This window comes from Kribbella sp. NPDC048928, assembly GCF_043197975.1.
Classification (GTDB): Bacteria; Actinomycetota; Actinomycetes; order Propionibacteriales; family Kribbellaceae; genus Kribbella.
Genome location: NZ_JBICUC010000007.1, coordinates 386,438 through 408,383 on the forward strand (window position 1 = coordinate 386,438; position 21,946 = coordinate 408,383).

At 62.4% G+C, this 21,946-nt stretch carries 15 protein-coding genes, 2 pseudogenes and 1 other annotated feature; of the genes and pseudogenes, 11 read left to right on the top strand and 6 right to left on the bottom strand.

Annotated features, from left to right (window positions below):
- Positions 1 to 121 precede the first annotated feature (121 nt).
- Genes ACGFI6_RS30105 through ACGFI6_RS30115 form a run of 3 tightly spaced genes read left to right on the top strand, consistent with a single transcriptional unit; the run spans position 122 to position 3,037 of the window.
- Positions 122 to 946: an IclR family transcriptional regulator gene (locus ACGFI6_RS30105; protein ID WP_393124452.1), complete on the top strand. Its 825-nt coding sequence runs from the start codon at positions 122 to 124 to the stop codon at positions 944 to 946.
- On the top strand, positions 943 to 2,088 hold the full coding sequence (locus ACGFI6_RS30110; protein WP_393124454.1) for a mandelate racemase/muconate lactonizing enzyme family protein: 1,146 nt from the start codon (positions 943 to 945) through the stop codon (positions 2,086 to 2,088). The genes ACGFI6_RS30105 and ACGFI6_RS30110 overlap by 4 nt, the downstream gene beginning before the upstream one ends.
- Complete coding sequence (locus ACGFI6_RS30115) at positions 2,078 to 3,037, top strand: hypothetical protein (protein WP_393124456.1); 960 nt, start codon at positions 2,078 to 2,080, stop codon at positions 3,035 to 3,037. The genes ACGFI6_RS30110 and ACGFI6_RS30115 overlap by 11 nt, the downstream gene beginning before the upstream one ends.
- A 510-nt stretch (positions 3,038 to 3,547) precedes the next feature.
- Here the strand turns inward: ACGFI6_RS30115 and ACGFI6_RS30120 are convergent.
- Entirely contained in the window at positions 3,548 to 4,405 is an 858-nt protein-coding gene (locus ACGFI6_RS30120) for a hypothetical protein (protein WP_393124458.1), read from the bottom strand.
- A 47-nt stretch (positions 4,406 to 4,452) separates the two neighbouring features.
- Here ACGFI6_RS30120 and ACGFI6_RS30125 point away from each other — a divergent pair, with 47 nt between their 5' ends.
- A complete protein-coding gene (locus ACGFI6_RS30125; protein WP_393124460.1) occupies positions 4,453 to 5,118 on the top strand; it encodes a hypothetical protein in 666 nt (221 codons plus the stop codon).
- 430 nt (positions 5,119 to 5,548) lie between these two features.
- Positions 5,549 to 6,346 (top strand): hypothetical protein, encoded by a 798-nt coding sequence (locus tag ACGFI6_RS30130; protein ID WP_393124462.1) that lies wholly within the window; start codon positions 5,549 to 5,551, stop codon positions 6,344 to 6,346.
- Positions 6,347 to 6,394: 48 nt separating this feature from the next.
- Here the strand turns inward: ACGFI6_RS30130 and ACGFI6_RS30135 are convergent, their stop codons facing one another.
- Positions 6,395 to 6,724: a hypothetical protein gene (locus ACGFI6_RS30135; protein WP_393124463.1), complete on the bottom strand. Its 330-nt coding sequence runs from the start codon at positions 6,722 to 6,724 to the stop codon at positions 6,395 to 6,397.
- 626 nt (positions 6,725 to 7,350) lie between these two features.
- Between ACGFI6_RS30135 and ACGFI6_RS30140 the strand changes: the two are divergent.
- Positions 7,351 to 8,638, top strand: a pseudogene (locus ACGFI6_RS30140) (IS3 family transposase).
- Positions 7,628 to 7,792 (top strand) — a sequence feature (AL1L pseudoknot). (Overlaps the previous pseudogene by 165 nt.)
- Positions 8,639 to 8,669: 31 nt before the next feature.
- Here ACGFI6_RS30140 and ACGFI6_RS30145 read toward each other — a convergent pair.
- A pseudogene (locus ACGFI6_RS30145) lies at positions 8,670 to 9,937 on the bottom strand (IS1380 family transposase); the annotation flags it as partial.
- A gap of 383 nt (positions 9,938 to 10,320) precedes the next feature.
- On the opposite strand from ACGFI6_RS30145, the gene ACGFI6_RS30150 reads away from it, so the two are divergent.
- Both ACGFI6_RS30150 and ACGFI6_RS30155 read left to right on the top strand, forming a co-directional pair.
- On the top strand, positions 10,321 to 11,187 hold the full coding sequence (locus ACGFI6_RS30150) for a DUF1837 domain-containing protein (RefSeq protein ID WP_393124465.1): 867 nt from the start codon (positions 10,321 to 10,323) through the stop codon (positions 11,185 to 11,187).
- Positions 11,172 to 13,298: a DEAD/DEAH box helicase gene (locus ACGFI6_RS30155; protein ID WP_393124467.1), complete on the top strand. Its 2,127-nt coding sequence runs from the start codon at positions 11,172 to 11,174 to the stop codon at positions 13,296 to 13,298. Before ACGFI6_RS30150 ends, ACGFI6_RS30155 begins: the two co-directional genes overlap by 16 nt.
- Positions 13,299 to 13,338: 40 nt before the next feature.
- On the opposite strand, the gene ACGFI6_RS30160 is transcribed toward ACGFI6_RS30155, so the two are convergent.
- Positions 13,339 to 14,031 carry a hypothetical protein gene (locus ACGFI6_RS30160; RefSeq protein ID WP_393124469.1) on the bottom strand — a complete coding sequence of 231 codons (693 nt, stop codon included), beginning with the start codon at positions 14,029 to 14,031 and terminating at the stop codon, positions 13,339 to 13,341.
- Entirely contained in the window at positions 13,994 to 14,518 is a 525-nt protein-coding gene (locus tag ACGFI6_RS30165; protein ID WP_393124471.1) for a hypothetical protein, read from the bottom strand. Before ACGFI6_RS30165 ends, ACGFI6_RS30160 begins: the two co-directional genes overlap by 38 nt.
- 974 nt (positions 14,519 to 15,492) lie before the next feature.
- On the opposite strand from ACGFI6_RS30165, the gene ACGFI6_RS30170 reads away from it, so the two are divergent.
- The 3 genes from ACGFI6_RS30170 to ACGFI6_RS30180 are packed head-to-tail and all read left to right on the top strand — an operon-like array spanning position 15,493 to position 21,577.
- A complete protein-coding gene (locus tag ACGFI6_RS30170) occupies positions 15,493 to 17,238 on the top strand; it encodes an N-6 DNA methylase (RefSeq protein ID WP_393124473.1) in 1,746 nt (581 codons plus the stop codon).
- Entirely contained in the window at positions 17,235 to 18,443 is a 1,209-nt protein-coding gene (locus ACGFI6_RS30175) for a restriction endonuclease subunit S (protein WP_393124475.1), read from the top strand. Before ACGFI6_RS30170 ends, ACGFI6_RS30175 begins: the two co-directional genes overlap by 4 nt.
- On the top strand, positions 18,443 to 21,577 hold the full coding sequence (locus ACGFI6_RS30180; protein ID WP_393124477.1) for a type I restriction endonuclease subunit R: 3,135 nt from the start codon (positions 18,443 to 18,445) through the stop codon (positions 21,575 to 21,577). Before ACGFI6_RS30175 ends, ACGFI6_RS30180 begins: the two co-directional genes overlap by 1 nt.
- A 24-nt stretch (positions 21,578 to 21,601) precedes the next feature.
- On the opposite strand, the gene ACGFI6_RS30185 is transcribed toward ACGFI6_RS30180, so the two are convergent.
- The gene (locus tag ACGFI6_RS30185) at positions 21,602 to 21,868 is read right to left on the bottom strand and encodes a hypothetical protein (protein WP_393124479.1); all 267 of its coding nucleotides are present in this window, start codon (positions 21,866 to 21,868) and stop codon (positions 21,602 to 21,604) included.
- Between the last annotated feature and the right edge of the window lie 78 nt (positions 21,869 to 21,946).

A 21,946-nucleotide genomic window follows, 5' to 3' on the forward strand; every position in this document is an offset into this window, starting at 1 on the left:
ACTCCCTCGTTCCAATTATCGGAACGCTGTTCCTGTCAGTGGGACTTCTGGCATAGTAGGAGCACAGCGTGGGGCGCCGTCAACCGTTCGGCACCAACGCATTTGCGAAGGTAGGGGGACGATGGCAACAGATGTGGGGCAGGTCGGCGGGGCGAGCGCGCTCACCGGTTCAGCGCGGGTGCTCGCGGTGCTGCGGCACCTGGCGGAGCACCCTGGCGGGTCACGGCTGGGGGAAGTCGCGGCGGCGCTCGACGCCCCGAAGTCCAGCGCGCACCGTGCTCTCGGCGCCCTCGTTCAGTCCGGGTTCGCCCGGCAGGACGCGGAGGGCGCCTACCACCTCGGCTTCGACCTGATGCGGCTCGTCTTCGGCTACCACGAGGCGCGGGCGCCGAGCCTCACCGTCGGACCGCTGCTGCGGCGGCTCGCGGAGGAGACCGGTGAGACCACGCACTATGGCGTACTGGTCGACGGCGACATCATCTATCAGGCAAAGGTTTCGCCCAGCCGGCCGACGTTCCAGATGAGTTCGGTGATAGGCGGCTCCAACCCGGCGTACCGTACCGGTCTCGGCAAGGCGCTGCTGATGCATGAGCTCACCGATCTGGCCGGCGTCGATCGGTACATCGCCCAGTACGGCCCGCTCGAAGCCCGGACACCGCACACCCTGCGGACGCCCGAGGCGCTGCACGACGCCTTCACCGAAGGCCGCAGCAACGGCTACATCCTCGATCTGCAAGAGAACGACATCGGCATCAACTGCATCGCGTTTCCGCTGTTCCTCGACTCTCCGAACCGGCCGACCGGTGCGATCAGCATCAGTGCGGTGGTCAGCAGGACCACGCCGCAGGATCTCGTCTCCTGGTTGCCGCGGATCCGCGAGATCGTCACCGAAGAGCTCGGCAGTGCGGTGCTGAACGCTCCAGAACCGGTACCGGAGGCCGAATGACCACCACGACAGCGGGCCAGGACCTGACCATCACCGACGTCGAAGCTGTGCACTTACGGCTGTCCTCGATCGACGCGGAGCGGTGCGACGGGACGCAGGACACGTTGCTGATCTTCGTGACCGCGAGCGACGGCACCGTGGGAGTCGGTGAGGTCGACTCGGCGCCGCTGGTCGCGAAGGCGGTCGTCGAGGCCGAACCGTCGCACCTGATCGCCCGTGGCCTGCGGTCGATCCTGCTCGGTCGCAATCCCCTGGACATCGACGCCACCTGGCACGCCATGGTGGAAGGCAGTCGATATTTCGCTGGTGGTCCGACGATGCACGCCATCAGCGGTGTCGACATCGCGTTGTGGGATTTGGCCGGGAAGGTGCTCGGGCTGCCGGTCGCCAGACTGCTCGGTGGTGCTCGCGTCGACAGGCTCACGGCGTACGCGAGTCTCGTCATGCCTGACACGCCGGCCCTGGCCGCGAAGGCTGCCGCAGCGCACGCCAACCAGGGCTATCGGGCGATGAAGTTCGGCTGGGGTCCGATCGGGCAGGACCTGGCGCTGAACGAGGAGTTGATCAAGCAGATCCGGCGCGCCGTCGGTGACGACGTCGACGTGATGATCGACGCGGGCCAGGTCTGGGACACGAAGACCGCGCTACGGATGGCGGCAATGTACTCGGACTACGGCATCGCCTGGCTCGAGGAACCCGTTGCCCCCGACAACATCACTGGGTATCGCGAACTCTCGCGCCGGACGTCGCTCACCATCGCCGGCGGTGAACAGGAGAGCAGCTACGCCGCCTTCGAAACGCTGATCGACGAAGGCGAGCTGGACCTGATCCAGCCCGACCTGGCACGCTGCGGCGGGCTGACGGCCGGACGGAGGCTGGCCTGGCTGGCGCACACCCGGCACCGGCGACTCGTTCCGCACGCCTTCAAGAGCGGCGTTCTGGTCGCCGCCTCGACCCATTTCGCGGCAGCCATCCCGAACGGCGGACTGATCGAGCACACGGTGTCGACCTCGCCGATCGCGCGCGACCTGGTCCGGCGCGAGATCGCTTTCGCCGACGGCTTCGTCAAGGTTCCGCTCGAGCAGCCCGGGCTCGGTGTCGAGATCGATCTCGATGTGATGGCGAAACTCCGTGTCGACTAGCCCACGCCTGTCGACCGAGTGGTCCCTGGCCGGCCAGCAGGCGGTGATCCTGGAGAACTCGGCAACCCGCGTCGTCGTCCTCCCGGGCCTCGGCGGCAAGATCATCAGCATCGTCGACAAGCAAGCCGACTGCGAGCTCCTCTGGCGCAACGACCGCGTCCCGCTCCGGCCGGCGGCCTTCGGGTCAAGCTACGACGACCAGTTCCTCGGTGGCTGGGACGAGCTCTACCCCAACGACATGCCGGAGGAACTAGCAGGTGAACCGATGCCGGATCACGGTGAACTGTGGGCCGTACCGTGGACCTGGACCGCCGGGTCCACGCCCGACCAGGCCTGGATCGAGCTGACAGTCCGTGGCTCGATCACCGGAACAGAAGTGGTCAAACGACTAACCCTCGGCAACGCGCCGGAACTGGTCACCGACTACCGCATCACCAACACTGGCCGAATCGACCAGCCGTACCTCTGGAAAACCCACGTCGCAGTCGTACTCCACCCGGACACAATCATTGACATGGCCGCAGGCGACGTCTTCCTGCACGAGTTCGGCAACCCCAGAGCCCGTCCGCACTCCAACACCTTCACCTGGCCCCGATTGCGAGCAAAAGGCGTCGACCACGACCTACGAACTATGCCGGACACAACCCACCGGGGCATCTCAGAGTTCCTACTGGCCACCACCCTCAACGACGGCCTCTGCGAAGTCCGCCATCCCACCGCCCAGACCGGACTCCGCCTCTCCTGGAACCCCGCCGACCTCCCTTCCTGCTGGCTCTTCGCCTCCTACGCCGGCGGCTGGCGAGGCCTGAACGTCCTGGTCCTGGAACCCTGCACCGGCCATCCCCTCTCGGTAACCGAGGGCATCAACTCAGGAACCCACCAAGTCCTCCCAGCCGGCACAACCACCACCTGGCAACTAACCACCCAAACAGGCCAACCAACCACCTAACAGCCCACCACCCCGCAACCACCCACAGCCCCAGCAGAGCCCGCTCAGCCGCGCGAGTCCAGCCCAACTACGCATATCGGCGGAGTAAATGCAGCCCTGAAGACCGCGACCCAGACGCCGACCTGCGCTGACCTAGGAAAACACCAGGCCCGCTGATCTCCGAACCCACAACCCGCGGAAACTGGCAAGAATGCACTTATCGTTTGTCATCAATTACCAAATTGACCCGTGACTGGCGGATACGCAGCGCCAGCCTTCTCATCGGTGATCATGCTCAGCCAGCGTCGCCCGTTCATTTTGCTGAGTAAAGGCGGACAACTCAAGACTGTCGGGATCCACCGGTTGGCTGCAAACATATTCGCCGGTCGCGGGACTTGCGGTAGCAGGCGAAACAAGGTGGAGCGATGGCGTCAGCAGGGCAAGAGGTTCGGAGCGCGACCAGCGCCATCTGCCAAGGCCGCGACGTGACCTCCCGAGCAAGCAGTCTCGGCGAGTGCCACCAGACCACACCTAGCTGTCATCGAGGAGGTCGAAGCGGAGATCTTCCACGATGCTCCGCAGTTCGATCCCATTGGCATCGCAGTAGCCGCTCAGAGTATCCCAGGCTGGATGCAGCGGGCGCCGACGCGTAGACGCAACAACGAACTGCCCGTTGAACCCGTACACGTCCGGCTCCTCGTACTCTGTCCACACGAGATCGCGGTCCTCGAGTTGCCCAACTCGTGCAAGTACCTCGGACGGCGTCATCGCACTTGCGTCCTCGAGCTCCTGAAGAAGTACGCCGTACTCGCCGCCTTCACGGATCCTCGACAACAGTCGCCCTCGGGTGAGGATGAGCATCAGCGTCTGGCGTGCCGGGTGGGTGAGGCCACGCAGCAGCTCCGCGAACTCCATGACGGCCGCCAGTTCGGCGGCGAGCTCGTCTGCGGTCAGAGCCAGACCGTTGTGTCGGAGGAAAGCACCGAGATTCTTCGGGGGCGTGATCCTGTTGTCGTCGGTCCAGTCGCGGACGCTATTGACCAGCCGATCGAGCCCGTTAAGGTACCTCCGCTCGTGATCCCGCTTGATCTGCCGCATCCGATCGACTGGATACTCGTCAACATCGTCGGTCATCTTGTGATGTGGATAGCAGAGCACCATGAGGTTCTCAAAGGCGCGCCGGTCCTCCTCGGCCATCGAGGCGTTATACCGTTCGCCACCAGGCATCGCGGCCTCGATGTGCACGATCTGCGCGACGACAGTCCCGTTGTCCGAGATGATCGGCTGCCGGCAACCCGGAAACGCGCACTCGTTCCCGGACAACAAGTACAGCTTCTGAACCGTTTCGCCGAGCGGCCCGAGCCGCCTGGGCTTCCGAAGATCTTCCACGAACATGATTCTGCCGGTACCAACAACCGGGCTGGAAGGAGACGCGTTTGTCGCCGGACATCGAGGTCGTGACAGCGACGGTGAGCGGCATCGCAGCAGCGATCACTACCGCCGCCCTACTAGCCGTGCTCGTATCCTTCCTGTGGCCGCTCGTGGCGGCGGTCCTTGCCGACTACGACAGTGCGAGGTCTCCAGACGTCGCGGATTGGCGCCTAGCACTTACGCGGGGTTCAGCCCTGCGCTATCTGTGCGTCATCGGGCTGATCCTGTGTCTGGCGTGCGGTTCCCTACTCCATTCGCTCGTAAGGTTCGACGCGTGGAGCGGCACGATCTCTATCACAGCCGTCGTCACTCACTCGATCGCTGCGGTGGTCGTCGTCGCCAAGGCCATGCACCGCAGTAGCGACTCTGGCCACTGGCTCCGCGAGCACGGGCTGACCAGCTTCGAGATCGGCGTTGTCGAGAAGGCCCGCGCACTGTCAGTGCTAACGGTCTCGGGGCTGTACATCTCCTGGGCCGTGGCGGTCGTCGTACCGCTGCAGCTCTTGGCCGGCGGCCACGCGGCCGGAGTGTTGCAAGCGATTGTGGTCAGCGGTGCCGTGATCACTCCACTGGTTCTGGGCGGAGAAGTTTGGGCATGCCCCGTTTTGACGGACCATGCCCACCCGGCGCAACTCCAGGATCTGCGCTCGACCGCGGCGTCCATCTGGTGAGGAGACGACGACGGTCGCCGCGACCGGGCCGCCACCCCGGCCAGACACTCATCTTCGTAACCCCGCAGCCAGGCGTGCACGCTCTGGCCGTTGACCTGCATGTATGCGCGTTCATGCATGCCGTCCGTCCTCGATAGTTCCTGGTGGTTCCCGTCCAAATCCACGGGGTATCTCATGGACCATCTCGGGAGCTGGCCGGCCGGACGGTCGCGGTGGGGACAGCACACCACGGCCGGACCTCACCAACGCCCCTGGTGTTGCCGCCACTCTCCGCATGGTGCCCGAGCAGCAGGCAACCCGAGTGAACCCCCGGAGCGGATCGCTTGGACAGTTGGCCCCTCGCCGACCTCGGTTGTGTCCTACCGTGTAACAAGCGCTGGCGAAGGAGCGATGTGCCATCCGTTAACCAGCGGACTTTAAGGGAGGGTTCGTGGCGGAGAGTGATCCGGCGCGCAAGGAGAGCGAGCTTCCATCGAGGCCACTGTCCAAGGGCCAGCGCAGGACGTCAATTGTGCTTGGTGTGCTCACTCTGGGAGCTGGCGCAGTCGGATCGTTCCTTGATGGAACCAACTCGATCGGAATCCCAGCACTAGTTGTAATCGGCGCCGCGTTGACATATGTCGGGATTACGGGCCAGACGCTCACCCGCGTCAAGATCGGTGATAATGAACTCGCCTTAGCGAAGCAAATCGTAACGGACGAGTCTGCGCCAGACAATTTGCGAGTTGCCGCCGCCGAGGTCCTCGAGGAGACGGATGTGCCGCTAGCCCGCACTACGAAGCGGGCAGTGGAAGAGGTTCTGGGCAACTTTCAGAGCGGCAGAGATTATGAAGTCGCAGTAATCAACGAAATCCTAGCCAACTTGCCCAAGGGGACAATCCTGAGCTCTCCGGAGGGAACGCCGGAACGGAACTTCATCGTCGAAACGACGGATGGCGGCCAGTCGATCGCGGTCGAGATCAGATATATTGCGTCTACGACCGCTGCAGAGCACATCTCTCGACGGATACGCGACCTGCGGGCGCGCACGTCGTTTTTCCCCGTGAACGCGAGGCTAATGATCACCAATGCGGAAGTTCCGGAGCGCACCATGCAGTTCCTGCGACTGTCTAAGCCCGAAAGCGAGCGGATCGGAGCAGTGACATGGCGAGGATCATCAGATACACCCCAGTTGGCCGATGCACTCAACGAGATGATTCGGCCGCAAGAAGGCCACGAATCGGGCTGATCCCTACCGTCACTGTCCCGCCTCATTCTCCCGAGAGCTGCGCCGGGCCTACGTTGGCGGCAAGTCCCCGGGCAGCAGACGAGCGCCGCTGCCTGTCAACCGAGCGCTCGCCTCGGCCACCTCGTGACGGACGGCATCAACCTCGGCTACTTCATCAGCCGTCATGAGGACGTGTCGGGCCGGATGATCCAGCACGCTAATGGCGCGGGAGGCGCGCCGAGCTGATTGGAGGGCCCAGCTCGCCCAGTGCTCTTGTGCTGTGCCGACCTCATCATCCTTCCAACGGACGGGCCCTTCCGCGATGTCAGCGCGTATCCGCGATACGGCGTCGCGGAGGGTGGCCAGAGACTGAACGACGTCATGCTTGAAATAGTCCACGCTGCGAGGCTAGATCGGGCAACCGACTAGTGTCGCGTCGGCGTAACCCCACGTCGCCGAACCCATGACTCAGTCGCGACCGACCTCGCCGCGCGAACGCCTGGGATACCGCTCACCCGAGCCTGTCCCAGGCGTCTTCCGAGGTCACGCAGCGTTAGGACAGTGGAACACATGGGACAGCACGCCAGCTGCGCTGGCCTATGCTCTTCGGTTCGACAGCGGTCCAATCACGCACATCAAATCCACATCTCCAGCGGATCTCCGTGTCGGCCTACCACGCCCGCCGGCGTTAGCCTCGGTCTTTCGTTAGCCGTTGAGGTTGAGCGGGGGTTCGGGCTGATGGCCGGGCGGGTGTCGGGGCGTGAGGGATCGGCCGGCTTGCCGGTTGTTCCGTTGTCCTTCGGTTTGTGGGCGGGCAGGGTTGTTCGGGGTTCAGGTGTGTAGCGGGTGCGGGATCTGGGTGAGTCGTTGGAACGCGGTGGCCAGGTCTCGGGCCCATTTCCAGTGCTGGGCCAGGCGCAGGTAGGTGCGGCGCTGGCCGTGGGTGATGCGGGCGGCGGTGTGCAGGAGCCGGTTGAATCGCCCCGGGTCTGATGGAGGCTCTCAATCCATGGAGGATGAGAGTTATGGCAGCACCGAGGAAGTACGGCGACGAGTTGCGTGAGCGGGCCACTCGGATGGTGGTGGACGCGCGGAAGGACCCGGCGACGAGGCGGGGGCGATCCCGCGGATCGCGGAGCAGCTCGGTGTGCACCGTGAGACGTTGCGCGGGTGGGTCCGGCAGGCCGAGATTGACGAGGGGACGCGTGCTGGGACCACGACCAGCGACGCGGATCGGATCGCGCAGCTGGAGCGGGACAACCGTGAGCTTCGGCGGGCCAACGAGATTCTCAAGACGGCGTCGGCTTTTTTCGCGGCGGCGGAGCTCGACCGCAAGATCAAGTAGCCGGTGAAGTAACTCGGGTGCCGACGGCGGTGCTGGTCGAGTTCATCGACCGGCACCGCGACCGGTTCGGGGTCGAGCCGATCTGTAAGGTCCTGGCGGCTGCTGGGATCAAGATTGCCCCGAGCACCTACTACGCCGCCAAGAGCAGGCCGCCGTCTGCCCGGGCGGTCAGGGACACCGAACTGGTCTCGATGATCTGCCAAGTGCACAAGGACAACCTGGGTGTCTACGGTGCGCGGAAGGTCCACGCCGAGCTGAACCGAGGCGGTATCGAAGTCGCCCGGTGCACTGTCGAGCGGCTGATGCGCGCCGAGGGCCTGCGGGGCATCACACGGGACAAGACCCGCAAGACCACGCAGACCGAGGGCGCTGAGTCACCACGGCCGGCCGATCTTGTCGAGCGGCGGTTCGTCGCCGAGGCTCCCAATCAGTTGTGGGTGGCGGACCTGACCTACATCCGCACCCACTCCGGGTGGGTCTACGCCGCGTTCGTGATCGACGTGTTCTCCCGGCTGGTGGTGGGCTGGCAGGTCTCGACCAGCCTGCGCACCGACCTGGCCCTGGACGCCCTCGACATGGGACTGTGGGCCCGGCAGCGAGCCGGCCACGACGTCGGCGGGCTGATCCATCACAGCGACCGCGGAGTGCAATACCGAGCTGTCCGCTACACCGAGCGGCTCGCCGAGGCCGACGCCGTCGCGAGCGTCGGCAGCAAGGGTGACAGCTACGACAACGCGATGGCCGAGGCGTTCAACTCGCTGTTCAAGGCCGAGCTCATCCGCAACCCCGTCATCCGTCCGATCGGCGGCTGGAAGAACGTGGCCGACGTCGAGATCGCCGTCGCCGAGTACGTCGACTGGTTCAACCACCGACGCCTGCACGGCGAGATCGGCCACATCCCACCCGCCGAGTTCGAAGCCAACCACTACAGTGAAATCCCCGTCCTCTCCGAGGCCGGATCCAAGTAACCGAGCCTCCATCAGACCCGGGGCGATTCAGGTAGCGCAGTGCTTTGGGTTCGCAGTTGGCCAGGTCGCCGTGGAGGAGTAGGTGCTGGGTCCAGGCGATCAGGTCGATGCCGGTGAGTGCGAGTTCCAGCCAGACGGCATTCAGCGCGAACAGTCTGGAGGGAAACCTGCCGATGCCGGTGTCTTTGGCTTGCCTGATCCGTCTTCGACGCGGGCGTGGGCGCGGTGTCTGGCTTCGAGATGGGCAAGTTGGCCAGTCGGGGTGTCGGTGGCGAAGGCCTGATAGCGCATCCCGTGGTGCTGGTCGAACAGGGACAGTTGGGCGCCGGGGTGAGGTCGCTCACGGCGGACGATCACCCGCATCCGGTCCGGCCACCCCGCGGCGGTCAGCCCGTTCAGGAAGCCGGTGATCTCGGCGATGTCGGCGCCGTCACGCACCGATCCGTCGGCTTCGATCGCGGGCGTCCACGCCGCTTTGGGCAGTGCGTCTATCGCGGTCTGGACCGCGGCAGTCATGGTGAACCCGACCGAGAATTCCACATCCAGATCCTGATCACGCAGTCCGCGCAGATGCCTCAGCCAGTCCCTGGTGGCACCCGCTCCATCGGCACGGACCAGGATCGGGCAACCGTAGCGTTCGGCATCGGGGATCTGGGCCAGCGCGAGATCAGTCACCGCGATGTGGTCGGCCGCGGTGTTGCTGCCCGCGTTGCCCGGGCGCAGCAGCCCGGCCAGCGCCTCACCGGTGTTGTCCAGGAACGCCAGCAAGGGGTGATACTCGAACCCGCCCTTGAACGTGGCCGCGGCCGATTCCTTCTCGCTGTGACAAGTCACCAGCGACGCGTCCAGATCGATCACCAGACCGGGCAGGACCCGGCCACCCGCTGTCGCGGCCGGCAACTCTCGCCCGAGTTCGGCCCGCGCCAGCCAGGCACGCTCACGAGCCAACCCACGCGCTCGGCGCAACCCCGCCAAGACAGTGTCATCGACACCGTCCAGAACCCGCCACGCCGTGGCCGTTGAGGCCACCGGCCCGAACAGTTCCGGCTGGTCCCGCAGCACAGCCAGGTCCGAGATCGCTACGCCGCCATCGGCCAGCATCACCGCGAGATCAACCAGCACCCTGCCCGGATCGTGCCTCGAACGCCGCCGCCGCAACCCACCCAGCGCCTCATCGAAGGCCACCGGGAGACCGGTGACCTCGGCCAGATCCACCAGCAGCCGCGACCCACCATGCGACGCGACACCCCGCCCATCGGCCGTCACACAAACCACCGGACGCGTCGTTGTATTCTGCACCTACGAAGTGCCTTCCCGCTCGGATCATTCTGGGACCTTAGTCAAGTCCAGAATCCCTTGCAGGCAAGGCACTTCCCTACATCTACGACGCGTGTCGACCCCCGCGATCACATCGTTACTGCAAAGCCAGGGTTAGCCGTTGCGGTCGCCTTGCCCGGAGCTCCGCTGGCACTGACGACTCGCATCCCTCGTGCTCGCGTACCGTCCCCGCGGACTCGACACTCCGTAACAATCGACGACCAGCACGCGATACAACAGGCTGGAGTCATGGGACGCGGAGACGATCGGGTCGGTCTCGGGGAGGGGAACATGCGTAAAGGCGGGTTGCCATTAGGGAGAAACGGAACAGCGTCGCACGCCGACACGCCAGATTGGGCAGAGTCATGACCGAGACAGCGGCCGGCCTAGATATGCCTAAGCCGTTCCTGGAGATCGTAGTTCACGAGGTCGATCCTGACCCGAGCTTGACTGCACTGTGTGTCTGCTACGAGCTGGGCACCTGGAGAAGCCGAGAGTTCGCAAAACATCTCTTCGAATGGCTGCCCGAGTTCGCGCTGAGCTGGCCAGAGCGGCAAACGTTTAAGGACAGCACATCGGTGGAGCTGCTCCGCAAAGCCGCCGCGGTCGTATATGAGAGCGAAAAATACCAGAAGCGCGGCGAGTTTGGAGAGTTGATTTTGCACATCATCGTGCGGCAGGTCTTTAAGAGTGAGCCAGCGATCAGCAAGATCTTCTTCAAGGACTCGGTCAATATTACGGTCAAAGGGTTCGACGCTGTTCACGTAGTTGCTGCTGGTGATGAGCTGGAACTTTGGTTAGGCGAGGCGAAGTTCTACAACAACATAAGCAAGGCAATATCTGACGTTGTGGAGGAACTCAAGGAGCATTTTCAAGCGGACTATTTGCGAACGGAGTTTGGTCTGATCGTAAATAAACTGCCCGAGGGGTGGTCGCACACGCAAAGCATCAAGGCCCTGCTGCACCCGAACACCTCCCTAGATACGGTATTCAAAACGATAACTGTCCCTGTGCTGCTGACTTACGACAGCCCGACTGTCTCCTCTCACGACAAACATGAAGCGCAGTATGCCGAAGAGTTCGAGTCTGAAGTCCGGAAGCATTGGGCGACATTCGCGGGTAAGGAATTGCCAACTAACGTTCGGATACGCCTGCTTCTTCTGCCCCTCTATGAGAAGGCGGCGCTATTGAAGGAACTGGATGGATTGTTGAAGACATGGCAGAATATCTGACGACGGAACAAGTTCGCGACCGCCTTCAAGATCCCGAACCGTTCGATCTCGACGGGTTCGATCTCCTGCGTTTTATTGCCCACAGCATTGATCCTGAGGCACAAGAACAGTCGGGTGATCTTCTTGACCTCGTGATACGCGTGCTTGAGAGGCGCCAGGAATTCGAGCCGCTTGACGCGCTCATCGAGGCAATCACCAGGCAGGTTGGACTGTATCCATACCTGTACCCTGAACGCTTGGCTGTGGCGGATCAGCTGGCATTTGAGGCGCACAGGCCGAGGCATATGTCCGACCTTGTGTTTCATAGTGCTCAGGGCAAGCTCTATCGGAGACTCCTCGCGGGTGAGAATCTGATACTGAGTGCTCCGACGAGCTTCGGAAAAAGCCTGATTGTCGACGCGCTGCTGTCCTCCGACAACTACACAAATGTTGCTATTGTCGTGCCCACCATTGCGCTCATCGACGAAACGCGGAGACGACTGTCAAGATTTAGGGCGCGTTTCAAGCTCATCACGCATCCATCGCAGCGTCCCGACTCGTCGAATATCTACGTTATGACGCAGGAGCGCATTCTAGATCTGCAGGAGATCCCCGCAGAACTCGAACTGTTTGTGATTGATGAGTTCTACAAGCTTGACACTCGTCGCGACAATGAGCGCAGCGGTCTATTGAATAGCGCCTTAGGCCGCCTACTGAAGACTGACGCACAGTTCCTGTTCATTGGCCCGAGCATCGAATCCGTGACGGAATCTCTTCCAGCAGATTTCAACGCTTCGTTTGTGCACACAGACTTCAAGACGGTAGCGGCAGACGTCGTGCAGTACCCCACTCCGACGAGAAAGGAGGAGAGGGGTCAGTTGACTCCTGTCATCGAAGGGCTTGAAGGTGCGACCTTGATATATTGCCGGTCGCCAAACCGAACGCGGCAGGTTGCGACATGGATAAATGAAGATCTTCGGCTCGATGCCGATCCTGAACTGGAGTTCGTTGCTTCATGGCTCGGTGAGAACTTTCATCCTGAGTGGTATGTCGTCGAGGCTATTCGGCATCGCATTGGGGTTCATCACGGCCAACTGCCACGCTCAATCGCCCAATGGATGGTGCGAGCGTTCAACGATGGACGACTAACGCATCTGGTGTGCACATCGACCCTGATCGAGGGCGTCAATACGAGAGCGAAGAATGTCGTTATATTTGACCGGACGATAGCAATGCAGGCCTACGATTTCTTCACATTCAACAACATTCGTGGTCGCTCTGGTCGGATGTTCCATCACTTTGTAGGCAAGGTCATACTCTTTCACCAGCCGCCGGCACCAGAGCTCCCGATCGTCGATATACCAGTCCTCAGTCAATCGGAGAACGCGGATGATGCTCTTCTGCTTCAGTTGGACTCGACGGATCTCACGAGCGAATCGCGAGATCGCCTAGCGCCGTACATGGATCAGGATGATCTAAGCGTCGAGACAATGCGCGAGAACACAGGAATTGACCCGGAACGCCAGTTGCAATTGGCTCGGCGGCTCCTCAATGACAGGTTGTTGTCGCAGACTCTTGCGTGGAACGGCTACCCGACATACGAACAGCTTGTTACGGTTTGCACCTTGATAGTTCAGGTGCTTCGGCAACAGCGCGGAATGTCGGCCGGCGTCGCGTCAGGACGGCAGCTGGCTTTTCTTCTCAACCGCCTGTCACAGCAGGCCGGTGACGTGCGCAACATCATCGATCAGCGGCTTTCTGACGGAGAAGAGATCGACAACGCTGTGGAGAACTCCCTTGACTTCATAAGATACTGGCCCGGTCACAACTTCCCTCGTTATCTGATGACGATAGATCGCATCCAGAAGGAGATCCTTCCGAGACTCGGGATGATCCCGGGAGATTACCGGTTCTATGCGTCAACGGTTGAGAATCTCTTTCTTCCGCCGCCACTTCAGACGCTAGAAGAGTACGGTGTCCCGATACAGTTAGCAGTTAAGTTGCAGAACCTACTTGTACCGGATAACGACATAGATGCGCTGCTCGAAAGGCTAGCAAGTCTGGAGATAGGTGAACTTGAGCTGCATCCGTTCGAAAAGGAGATGCTGAGCGACGCCCAGCAATTCCTATAGAATCCGCGATAGGGCCGGAAGAGCAATTCGTCGTGTCGAGTCAGTCTCTCTCCGTTCTTGCGATCCTCTTCGCCGAAGCCTTGCGCTTCCTCTTTGCCTTCTTCTCCGAATTGGAAGATACGGCAAGCATCCGTGGATTATGCTCCACGGGCACGTTCTCTTCGAAGTCGCGCGCGGACTCTACCGGAACGTTGCGCCACGGCGTCGTCCTCTCGCGATTACCGCCCAGGTCGAAAATGACGCGCGCCCTCGCCGCCTGAAAGGCAACTTTTTCCTGAATGGTCTCCAGGCTGAAGTACCAATCTGCGGAGTGGAGGCCCGCCAGGGTTAGCGGGACGCTCGGCCCTTGTGAGGGCTCGATCATGGAAACGACTGTGTACTCGGGAACTTCGATAATCCACATCATGCTGCCAACACCAACTGAAGCCAAGCCTTGATTGCTAAGACGCACTGCCACCGAGCCCGGAAATAGTTGATCGTTGGCGTCTAGGGCAGGCTCGTGAATCTCGAGTTCCAGGGTGACGAGAGCTCCCTGGCGTCGATGGCTTCGCCACGACAGAACGGTGGCCACGCACGACACAGCAAGAGCGAGACTTGACAGGATCAGTGAGATAGTGCCTTCGCTCATCATGCTCCCAAAAGCCGTTTCAGGTATGGGCTCGTCCAGCGTGATGCGGTCTGCCCAATACGTTTCCTCAAAGCTGACGAAAGATCCACTCCCACTTGAATCCATCTGTGACCTCCTCACCCTTACCCGAGGCCTGGCTCAAGGACGTACTTGAGCCATCGTGAGGGTCGACGATTCGGACGCCGCCGTAGCGGAGGACGGCTAGGTACGCAAGCCAGGCGGGATGATCAGCCAGATCGTGTTTGGCGAAACGGACTGCAGCGATCGGCGCGTGAGCCCCCAAGGCCGCGCAGCGGATGGTCAGTGGGTCGGTGCCGGCGTTGCCGTTAGCCCATGCGTAAAGCGAGTTGAAAGTGGTCGGGACGACGGCTATGGCATCGGCCTTTGGAGTGCGCTTTGGCTCGCCCGGCTTGCGATTCCCTGTCAGGACAGGGACGCTGGCCAGGTCTTGGCCCTCGAGCCAGGGGAGGGCTGCGTCGGTAGGGATGACGTAGGGGATCCAGCCGTGCTCGCGGGCGGCGCGTACGCCGTCGCCGACGCGGGAGGCGAGTGGGGCGCCGCAGGTGACGATGTAGAAGGTTCGGTCGGTCACGCTAGGACTCCTGCGCGGGTTGCGATTGCGGTTAGGCCTGGGGTGAGTTTGCGGGAGCGCCACGCAGCGATTGCACCCTCATCCACAACCTCGATCTGGCCTGGCTGGCCGAGGACGAGCGGGTTAGGACGCGCTGCGCCGTGACTTCAAGGCGGCTCATCCAGCCGTGGTTGCAGTCACCACACACATCTCGCCCCTTCTGACGGAATGGTGGGCGCATGCCTAGATCCCGTCCAATCCGGTTCAGCCAACCGGCGCCGTGCGGCACCGGACCAAGGGCAAGGCCGATCCTGCTCAGCCAGTCCTCGAGGACGTGCTCGCCGGTCAGGGTGTGACTGGATCCGCAGGAGACGCAGGCGCGGGACACCGTCCGAGACAGGTCGGCCGCGACCCGGGCTAAAGGACGCTGAGCGGATAGGCGCAGGAAGCGCTCGACGTGAGAGCGATGCTTAGTCAGCTGCCGCTCCGCAGTCGCCAGCTCATCATCACGAAACAGCTCGCTGTGCCACTGCAGCGGGACGAACACTTCGCGACTCACCTCCGGTCGACCATAGTCCCACAAGGTGAAGCCGTCGGAGGCGTCCCGCAGGCTGGCTGTAACAGATCGATGCCTGAGTCGATAAGTACGTGCGCGGGTGCACGACTGTCTACCGCCGATCCAGCATCGGAGCCCGCGCCACCGAATATCGAACATGGGGGAACGACGAGGTGCAAGCTCATCGCATGGTCGTCGGACGAATCAAAGCCGAGGAAGACATCGCTGCCGGTGTCCACAACGACGTTGCAGTGTCCGCAACGGATTTCGATAGGCCGATCGCTGGCGCCGACTTCGTGCACTCGCGGGGGCGTGATGCGCAATGATGCTCTTCTGACGCACCGGCTGCTGCGGACCGTGCGCCGCGTGTACGGGCGGTGCAGCCGGGCTCAGGCTGGGTGTCCGGTATTTGTTGTCGAGTTAGCTAGTAAGGAGCCTTGTGAGCACCCTCGGTAGTTTCATCTGGTCGATCGCGGATCAGCTTCGGGGACCCTACCGGCCGAATCAGTACGGTAACGTGATTCTCCCGCTCACGATCCTGCGTCGCCTCGACTGCATCCTCGAGCCCGACCTGGACACGGTGCGCGAGCTGGCGGCAAAATACCCCAGCCCCGGCCGGCTCAAGGTCGAGGTCAAGAAGGTCACCGGGCGACCCTTCTACAACACGTCGAACTACTCGTTCGCCAACCTCCTCGAAGACGCTGACGGGCTGGCGGACAACCTCGTCGACTACATCGACCGTTGGTCTCCCGATGTCGACGTGTTCGAGTACTTCGACTTCAAGAAGGAGATCCTTGCCCTGGAAAAGGCAGGGCTGCTGCGCCAGGTCATCACATCGTTCAAAGCCGTCGACTTACACCCCGATGTGGTTTCCAACGCCGACATGGGCGATGCGTTCGAGTACATCATCCGCAAGTTCAACGAGGCTGCGAACGAGACGTCCGGCGACCACTACACGCCGCGGGACGCGATCCGACTTCTCGTTGACCTACTCTTCGCTGAGAAGGACGTCGATCTGACCGAGGCCGGTATCGTCCGCACGCTGTATGACCCCACCGCGGGCACCGGCGGCATGCTCGCGCTGGCCGAGGAGCACCTGCTCGCGCAGAATCCTGATGCGAAGCTGAGCCTGTATGGTCAGGAGTACAACCCGCAGTCGTACGCGATCTGCAAGTCCGACCTGCTGGCGAAGGGCCACGACGCGTCCAACATCGCGTTCGGCAACACGCTCACCGACGACGCATTCAAGGGCCGCCAGTTCGACTTCTGCATGTCGAATCCGCCGTACGGTGTGGACTGGAAGCAGTATGCCAAGGCGGTCACCGAGGAGAAGGCGTCTGCGGGCCCGTATGGCCGATTCGCACCAGGCCTGCCGGCGACCTCCGATGGGCAGATGCTCTTCCTCCTTCATTTGGTTCACAAGATGCGTGCGCCGGAGGACGGTGGCGGGCGGGTCGGCATCGTGATGAACGGCTCACCGCTCTTCAACGGCGCCGCCGAGTCCGGCCCATCCAACATCCGCAAGTACTTGCTGGAGGAAGACCTGGTAGAGGCGATCGTCGCGCTACCGAAGAACATGTTTTTCAATACAGGCATCGCTACCTACATCTGGATCCTGGACAACATCAAGCATCCCGACCGTCAGGGCTTCGTCCAGCTGATTGACGGCACCTCGTTCTGGACCAAGATGCGCAAGAATCTCGGCTCCAAAGGTCGTGAGATCAGCGATGCCGACCGCGCTAAGGTCGTACAGCTGTACAACGACTTCACCGATGCTGACCTGGACTACTCCAAGGTCATGCGGAACGATGAGTTCGGCTACTGGACCGTCACCATCGAGCGGCCGCTCGTCGACGACGATAGAGGTGCGATCGTTGATCGCAAGGGGAAGCCCAAGCCAGACCCGAAGAAGCGCGATACCGAGAACGTCCCGTTCGCCTACGGTGGGTCGACCACCGGGGCGGCCGGCAAGGTCGAGGTCATCCAGGCGTACTTCGACGCCGAGGTGGAACCTCACGTCCTTGACGCCTGGATCGACTGGGGCAAGGTCAAGACCGGCTACGAGATCCCCTTCACACGCAACTTCTACAGTTACGTCCCACCTCGCCCCCTCGCCGAGATCGACGCAGACCTGGAGAAGCAGGTCGCCAAGATCCTCGACTTGCTGCGGGAGGTCGAGAAGTGAGGACGACGGTCGTGTCTCAGCCGTGGACAACGACCCGACTCGGCTGGATGTACCAGCCGGTCTCTGATCGCGGTCACGAAGACGAGACGGTCCTCAGCGTCTATCGCGACTACGGCGTGATCCCAAAGGACAGCCGCACTGACAACTTCAACCGGACGCCCGAGAACCTGAGCAATTACCAACTCGTGCAGCCCGGCGACCTCGTCGTGAACCGGATGAAGGCATGGCAGGGGTCACTCGGAATCTCCGAGCACCGGGGCATCGTCAGCCCCGACTACGAGGTACTTCGGCCAACCATCCCCGAGCACGACCGCCGCTTTCTCCACAGTCTTCTTCGTTCTCGCGCCTTGATCGAACAGTACGCCCTTCGTTCCACGGGCATCCGTCCGTCCCAGTGGCGCCTCTACTGGTACGAGATGAAGACGATCGAGATCTCCCTGCCCGCAGCCGAGCAGCAGCGAGCTATCGGCGACTACCTCGGCAGCGAGACAGCCCGCATCGACATGCTCATCGAGGAGCAGCAGCGCCTGATCGAGATGCTCCGTGAGCGGCGGCAGGGTGTGTTGTCTCGTGCGTCAGACGGGGATTGGCCGACGGCGAGCCTTGGCCTCCTGCTGGAGGGAATCAAGGACGGGACACATGGGTCGTTCTCACGAACCGCTCCCGGCGAGGGGATGCCACTTCTTGGGGCGCGGAACGTCATGGGCTCTCGGGTCGTGATGGACGGCGCCGAGTCGTTCATCTCTGAAGAAGACCACTATTCAATTGTGGCGAACGGGTACCCCGCGAAGGGGGATGTCCTGCTCGTCATTGTCGGGGCCACGATCGGCAAGACGGCGGTGTACGACCTGGACACTCGCCATGCATTCCAGCGCAGTGTCGCCTTCCTCCGACCCACTGATCGCTTCGAATCAAAGTTCTTGTGGTACCAGATCCAAGCAAGCCGGTTCCAAGATGAGTTGACGTTGCGAGCGAAGACTTCGGCGCAGCCAGGGATCTATCTGGGCGACGTGACTGCGATCCCCGTCGTCGTCCCGGCCCATGAGGAGCAGCGTCAGATCGTTGCGCATCTCGACGAGCAGATCGCGAAGATCGACACGTTGATCGAAGAGACGGAGCGGTTCATCAAGCTCGCTCGCGAGCGCCGGACGGCGTTGATCACGGCGGTTGTGACGGGGCGGATCGACGTACGGGAGATGGTGTGATGGCCGATCACAAAGAAGTCGTCTTCGAGTCTGAGATCTGCGCGTATCTGGAGTCCCACGGGTGGCTGTACTCGGTGAACGACGCCGGCTATGACCGTGAGCGGGCGTTCTTCCCCGAGGACCTGTTCGCCTGGTTGCAGGAGACCCAGCAGGCGGCATACGAGAAGGCTCTGAAGGCGGCGGGGTCCGAGGCGAAGTTCCTTGACGTGCTGGCCGCGGCGCTCGACAAGCCCCTCGAACACGGCGGTGGAACGCTCAACATCCTGCGCAACGGCGTGCAGTACATCGGTGGCGGCAGGTTGAAGGTGGCGCAATTCCGCCCCGAAACCAGCCTGAACGCAACCACGAACGAGCAGTATGCGGCGATGCGGGTGCGGGTGATGCGGCAGGTGCGCTTCTCCACCGCTGATCAGCGCAGCATCGACCTGGTGTTCTTCGTCAACGGGCTCCCGGTCGCCACGGTGGAGTTGAAGACCGACTTCACCCAGTCGTTGGACGAGGCGATTAACCAGTACCGCAAGGACCGGCATCCGCTGACCAACGGGCGGCCGGAGCCGCTGTTGTCGCTCGGGCATCGGGCGCTGGTGCACTTCGCGGTCTCCAACGACCTGGCCGCAATGACCACCCGGCTCGAGGGCGAGAAGACGCACTTCCTGCCGTTCAACATCGGTCATGAGAATGGCGCGGGGAACCCGCCGGGTGACGGGAGGTGGTCGGCGACGGCATACCTGTGGGAGCGGGTTTGGGAGAAGCACGCCTGGCTGAACATTATCGGCCGGCTCATGATCGTGGAGACCAAGGAGGAGTGGGACGTCACCACGGGCACGTCGGTGCGGCGTACCAGCATGCTCTTCCCTCGCTTCCACCAGTGGGAGGCCGTGACGAACATCGTCGCCGCGGTGACCGAGGAAGGCGTGGGGCAGCGCTACCTGATCGAGCACTCGGCAGGGTCGGGCAAGACCAACACCATCGCCTGGTCCGCGCACCGGCTCGCACGACTGCATGTGAACGACGAGAAGGTCTTCGACTCGGTGATCGTGGTCGTCGACCGCACCGTCCTCGACGGGCAGCTCCAGGACGCGATCCGGCAGATCGACGGCTCGGGGAAGATCGTGGCTACGATCAGCCCGGAGGACGTCCGTAAGGCGGGGGCGAAGTCGAAGTCCGGGTTGCTGGCGACCGCGTTGAAGAACGGGGAGCTGATCATCGCGGTGACGGTGCAGACCTTCCCGTTCGCCCTCGACGAGATCCGGGCCGACTCGTCGTTGAAGGGACGGCGGTTCGCGGTGATCGCTGACGAGGCGCACTCCTCGCAGTCCGGGCAAATCTCCTCCAAGCTCAAGTCTGTGCTGACCGCGGAGGAGGTCAAGGAGATCGAGGAGAGCGGCTCCGTCGACGTCGAGGCGATCCTGGCCTCGGAGATGACCGAGCGGGCCGAGTCGGAGAACATCTCCTACTTCGCATTCACGGCGACGCCGAAGAACAAGACGCTGGAACTGTTCGGCCGCAAGGGCCCTGATGGGAAGCCGGTCGAGTTCCACCTCTACTCGATGCGGCAGGCGATCGAGGAGGACTACATCCTCGACGTGCTCAAGGGTTACCAGTCCTACGACACCGCGCTGAAGATCGCTGGCAAGGCCGAGAGCGGCGACGGCGGCGAGGTGGAGGAGGCCGCCGCTCGTAAGGGACTGATGCGGTGGGTGAGGCTGCACCCAACCAACATCAGCCAGAAAGTGCAGATCATCGTCGAGCACTTCCACGCCAACGTCGCCCATTTGCTCGAGGGCAAAGCGAAGGCGATGGTCGTTACTGACTCACGCAAGGCCGCGGTGAAGTACAAGAAGGCGATCGACGCCTACATCGCCAAGCGGGCCGCCGAGGACGCCTCGTACAGCTACCGCACCCTGGTCGCCTTCTCCGCATCGGTGACGATGGCCGAGGACGAGGAGTGGGTCTCAGACTGGGGTCCTCAGCCGAGCAAGGACGACGAGTTCACGGAGGCCAACCTGAACCCTGGCGCCGGCTCGGACCTTGCCGCCGCCTTCAAGAGCACGACCTACAAGATCATGCTGGTCGCCAACAAATTCCAGACAGGTTTCGACCAGCCGCTGCTCTCAGCGATGTACGTCGACAAGAAGCTCTCCGGCGTCACCGCCGTGCAGACACTGTCCCGACTCAACCGAACCCACCGCACCGCGGGCGGAGAGCAGAAACGCAAGACATTCGTCATCGACTTCGTGAACAAGCCCGAAGACATCCGGGAGGCGTTCGAGCCGTACTTCACCAACGCCACACTGGAGACCGAGACCGACCCGTACGTCGTCATCCACCTCGCCACCAAGCTCGCCCAGGCGGGAATCTACACACAAGAGCAAGTGCGTGAAGTCGCCGAACTGTGGGTCACACGGAAGGGTAACAACGCTCTCTCGGCTGCGATCAGCCCGGCCAAGAACGATTTCGCCCGCCGCTACGCGGCTGCGATCGAGGCTGACGACAAGGTCACCCTCAACACCCTAGATCTGTTCCGCAAGGACGTCTCTACCTACGTCCGGCTCTATGACTTCATGAGCCAAATCGTCGACTATGGCGACCCATACATGGAGATGCTGTCCATCTTCCTGCGGCTCCTCGAGAAGGTCATCGCAGACTCGTCCTGGACTGCGGAGGTCGACCTCTCTGACGTGGTCCTGGTCGGGGTCAAGCACAGTAAGGGAATCGCGGTCAACATCTCGCTGACCGGAGACGGCGAACTCAAGGGCATCAGCGGCGCGGGCACGGGGGCCCGGAAGGAGCCCAAGTACGTCGCACTCCAGGTCGTCATCGACAAGATGAACGACCTCTTCGGTGCTGAATCCTTTGCCGAGTCTCAGATCCGTGAGTTCGTGCAAGGGCTGGTGCAGCGGTTGCTCGCATACCCCGACCTGGTGAACCAGACCAAAGTGAACTCGAAGAAGCAGTTCATGGAGTCGCAAGACTTCCAGGCAGCGGTCACCGAGGCGGTTGTCGACAACCAGGAAGCTCACAACACGATGGCCGACTACTTCTTCAGCGACGGACCTGGCATCAACGCTGCCGTCGTCGCGCTCGCAGACGCCTTCTACGAGGCCGCGATCGATCAGCCGACTGGTACATGAGCAGCCAGGTCTGAAGGCCTCAGCTCAGCGGACCTGCCACTCTTCCTCCGGGATGTAGCTTTCCTGGATGTCGCCGCAGCGGCCGGACCATTGCCAGCCGACGAAGACAGGACGGGTGAGGAGGCGATCGCCCCCTCGTTGCGTGCGGATGACGAAGCCGAGGCGGTCGGACGACGGGTCACCATGCTGGTTGATGACATAGTCCGCCTGTAGTCGCTCGAAATTGTCGCCGTACCAGTCGGCTACCTCCGACGGTGGCCGGCCGACCAACTGAGCACCTTCGAACCTCACGTGTGGACCTACACAGCCGTCGATTGCAACCGCGTGCAGATGTCCATCCTCGTAGTACGCGTGAATCCCTGACTGAAG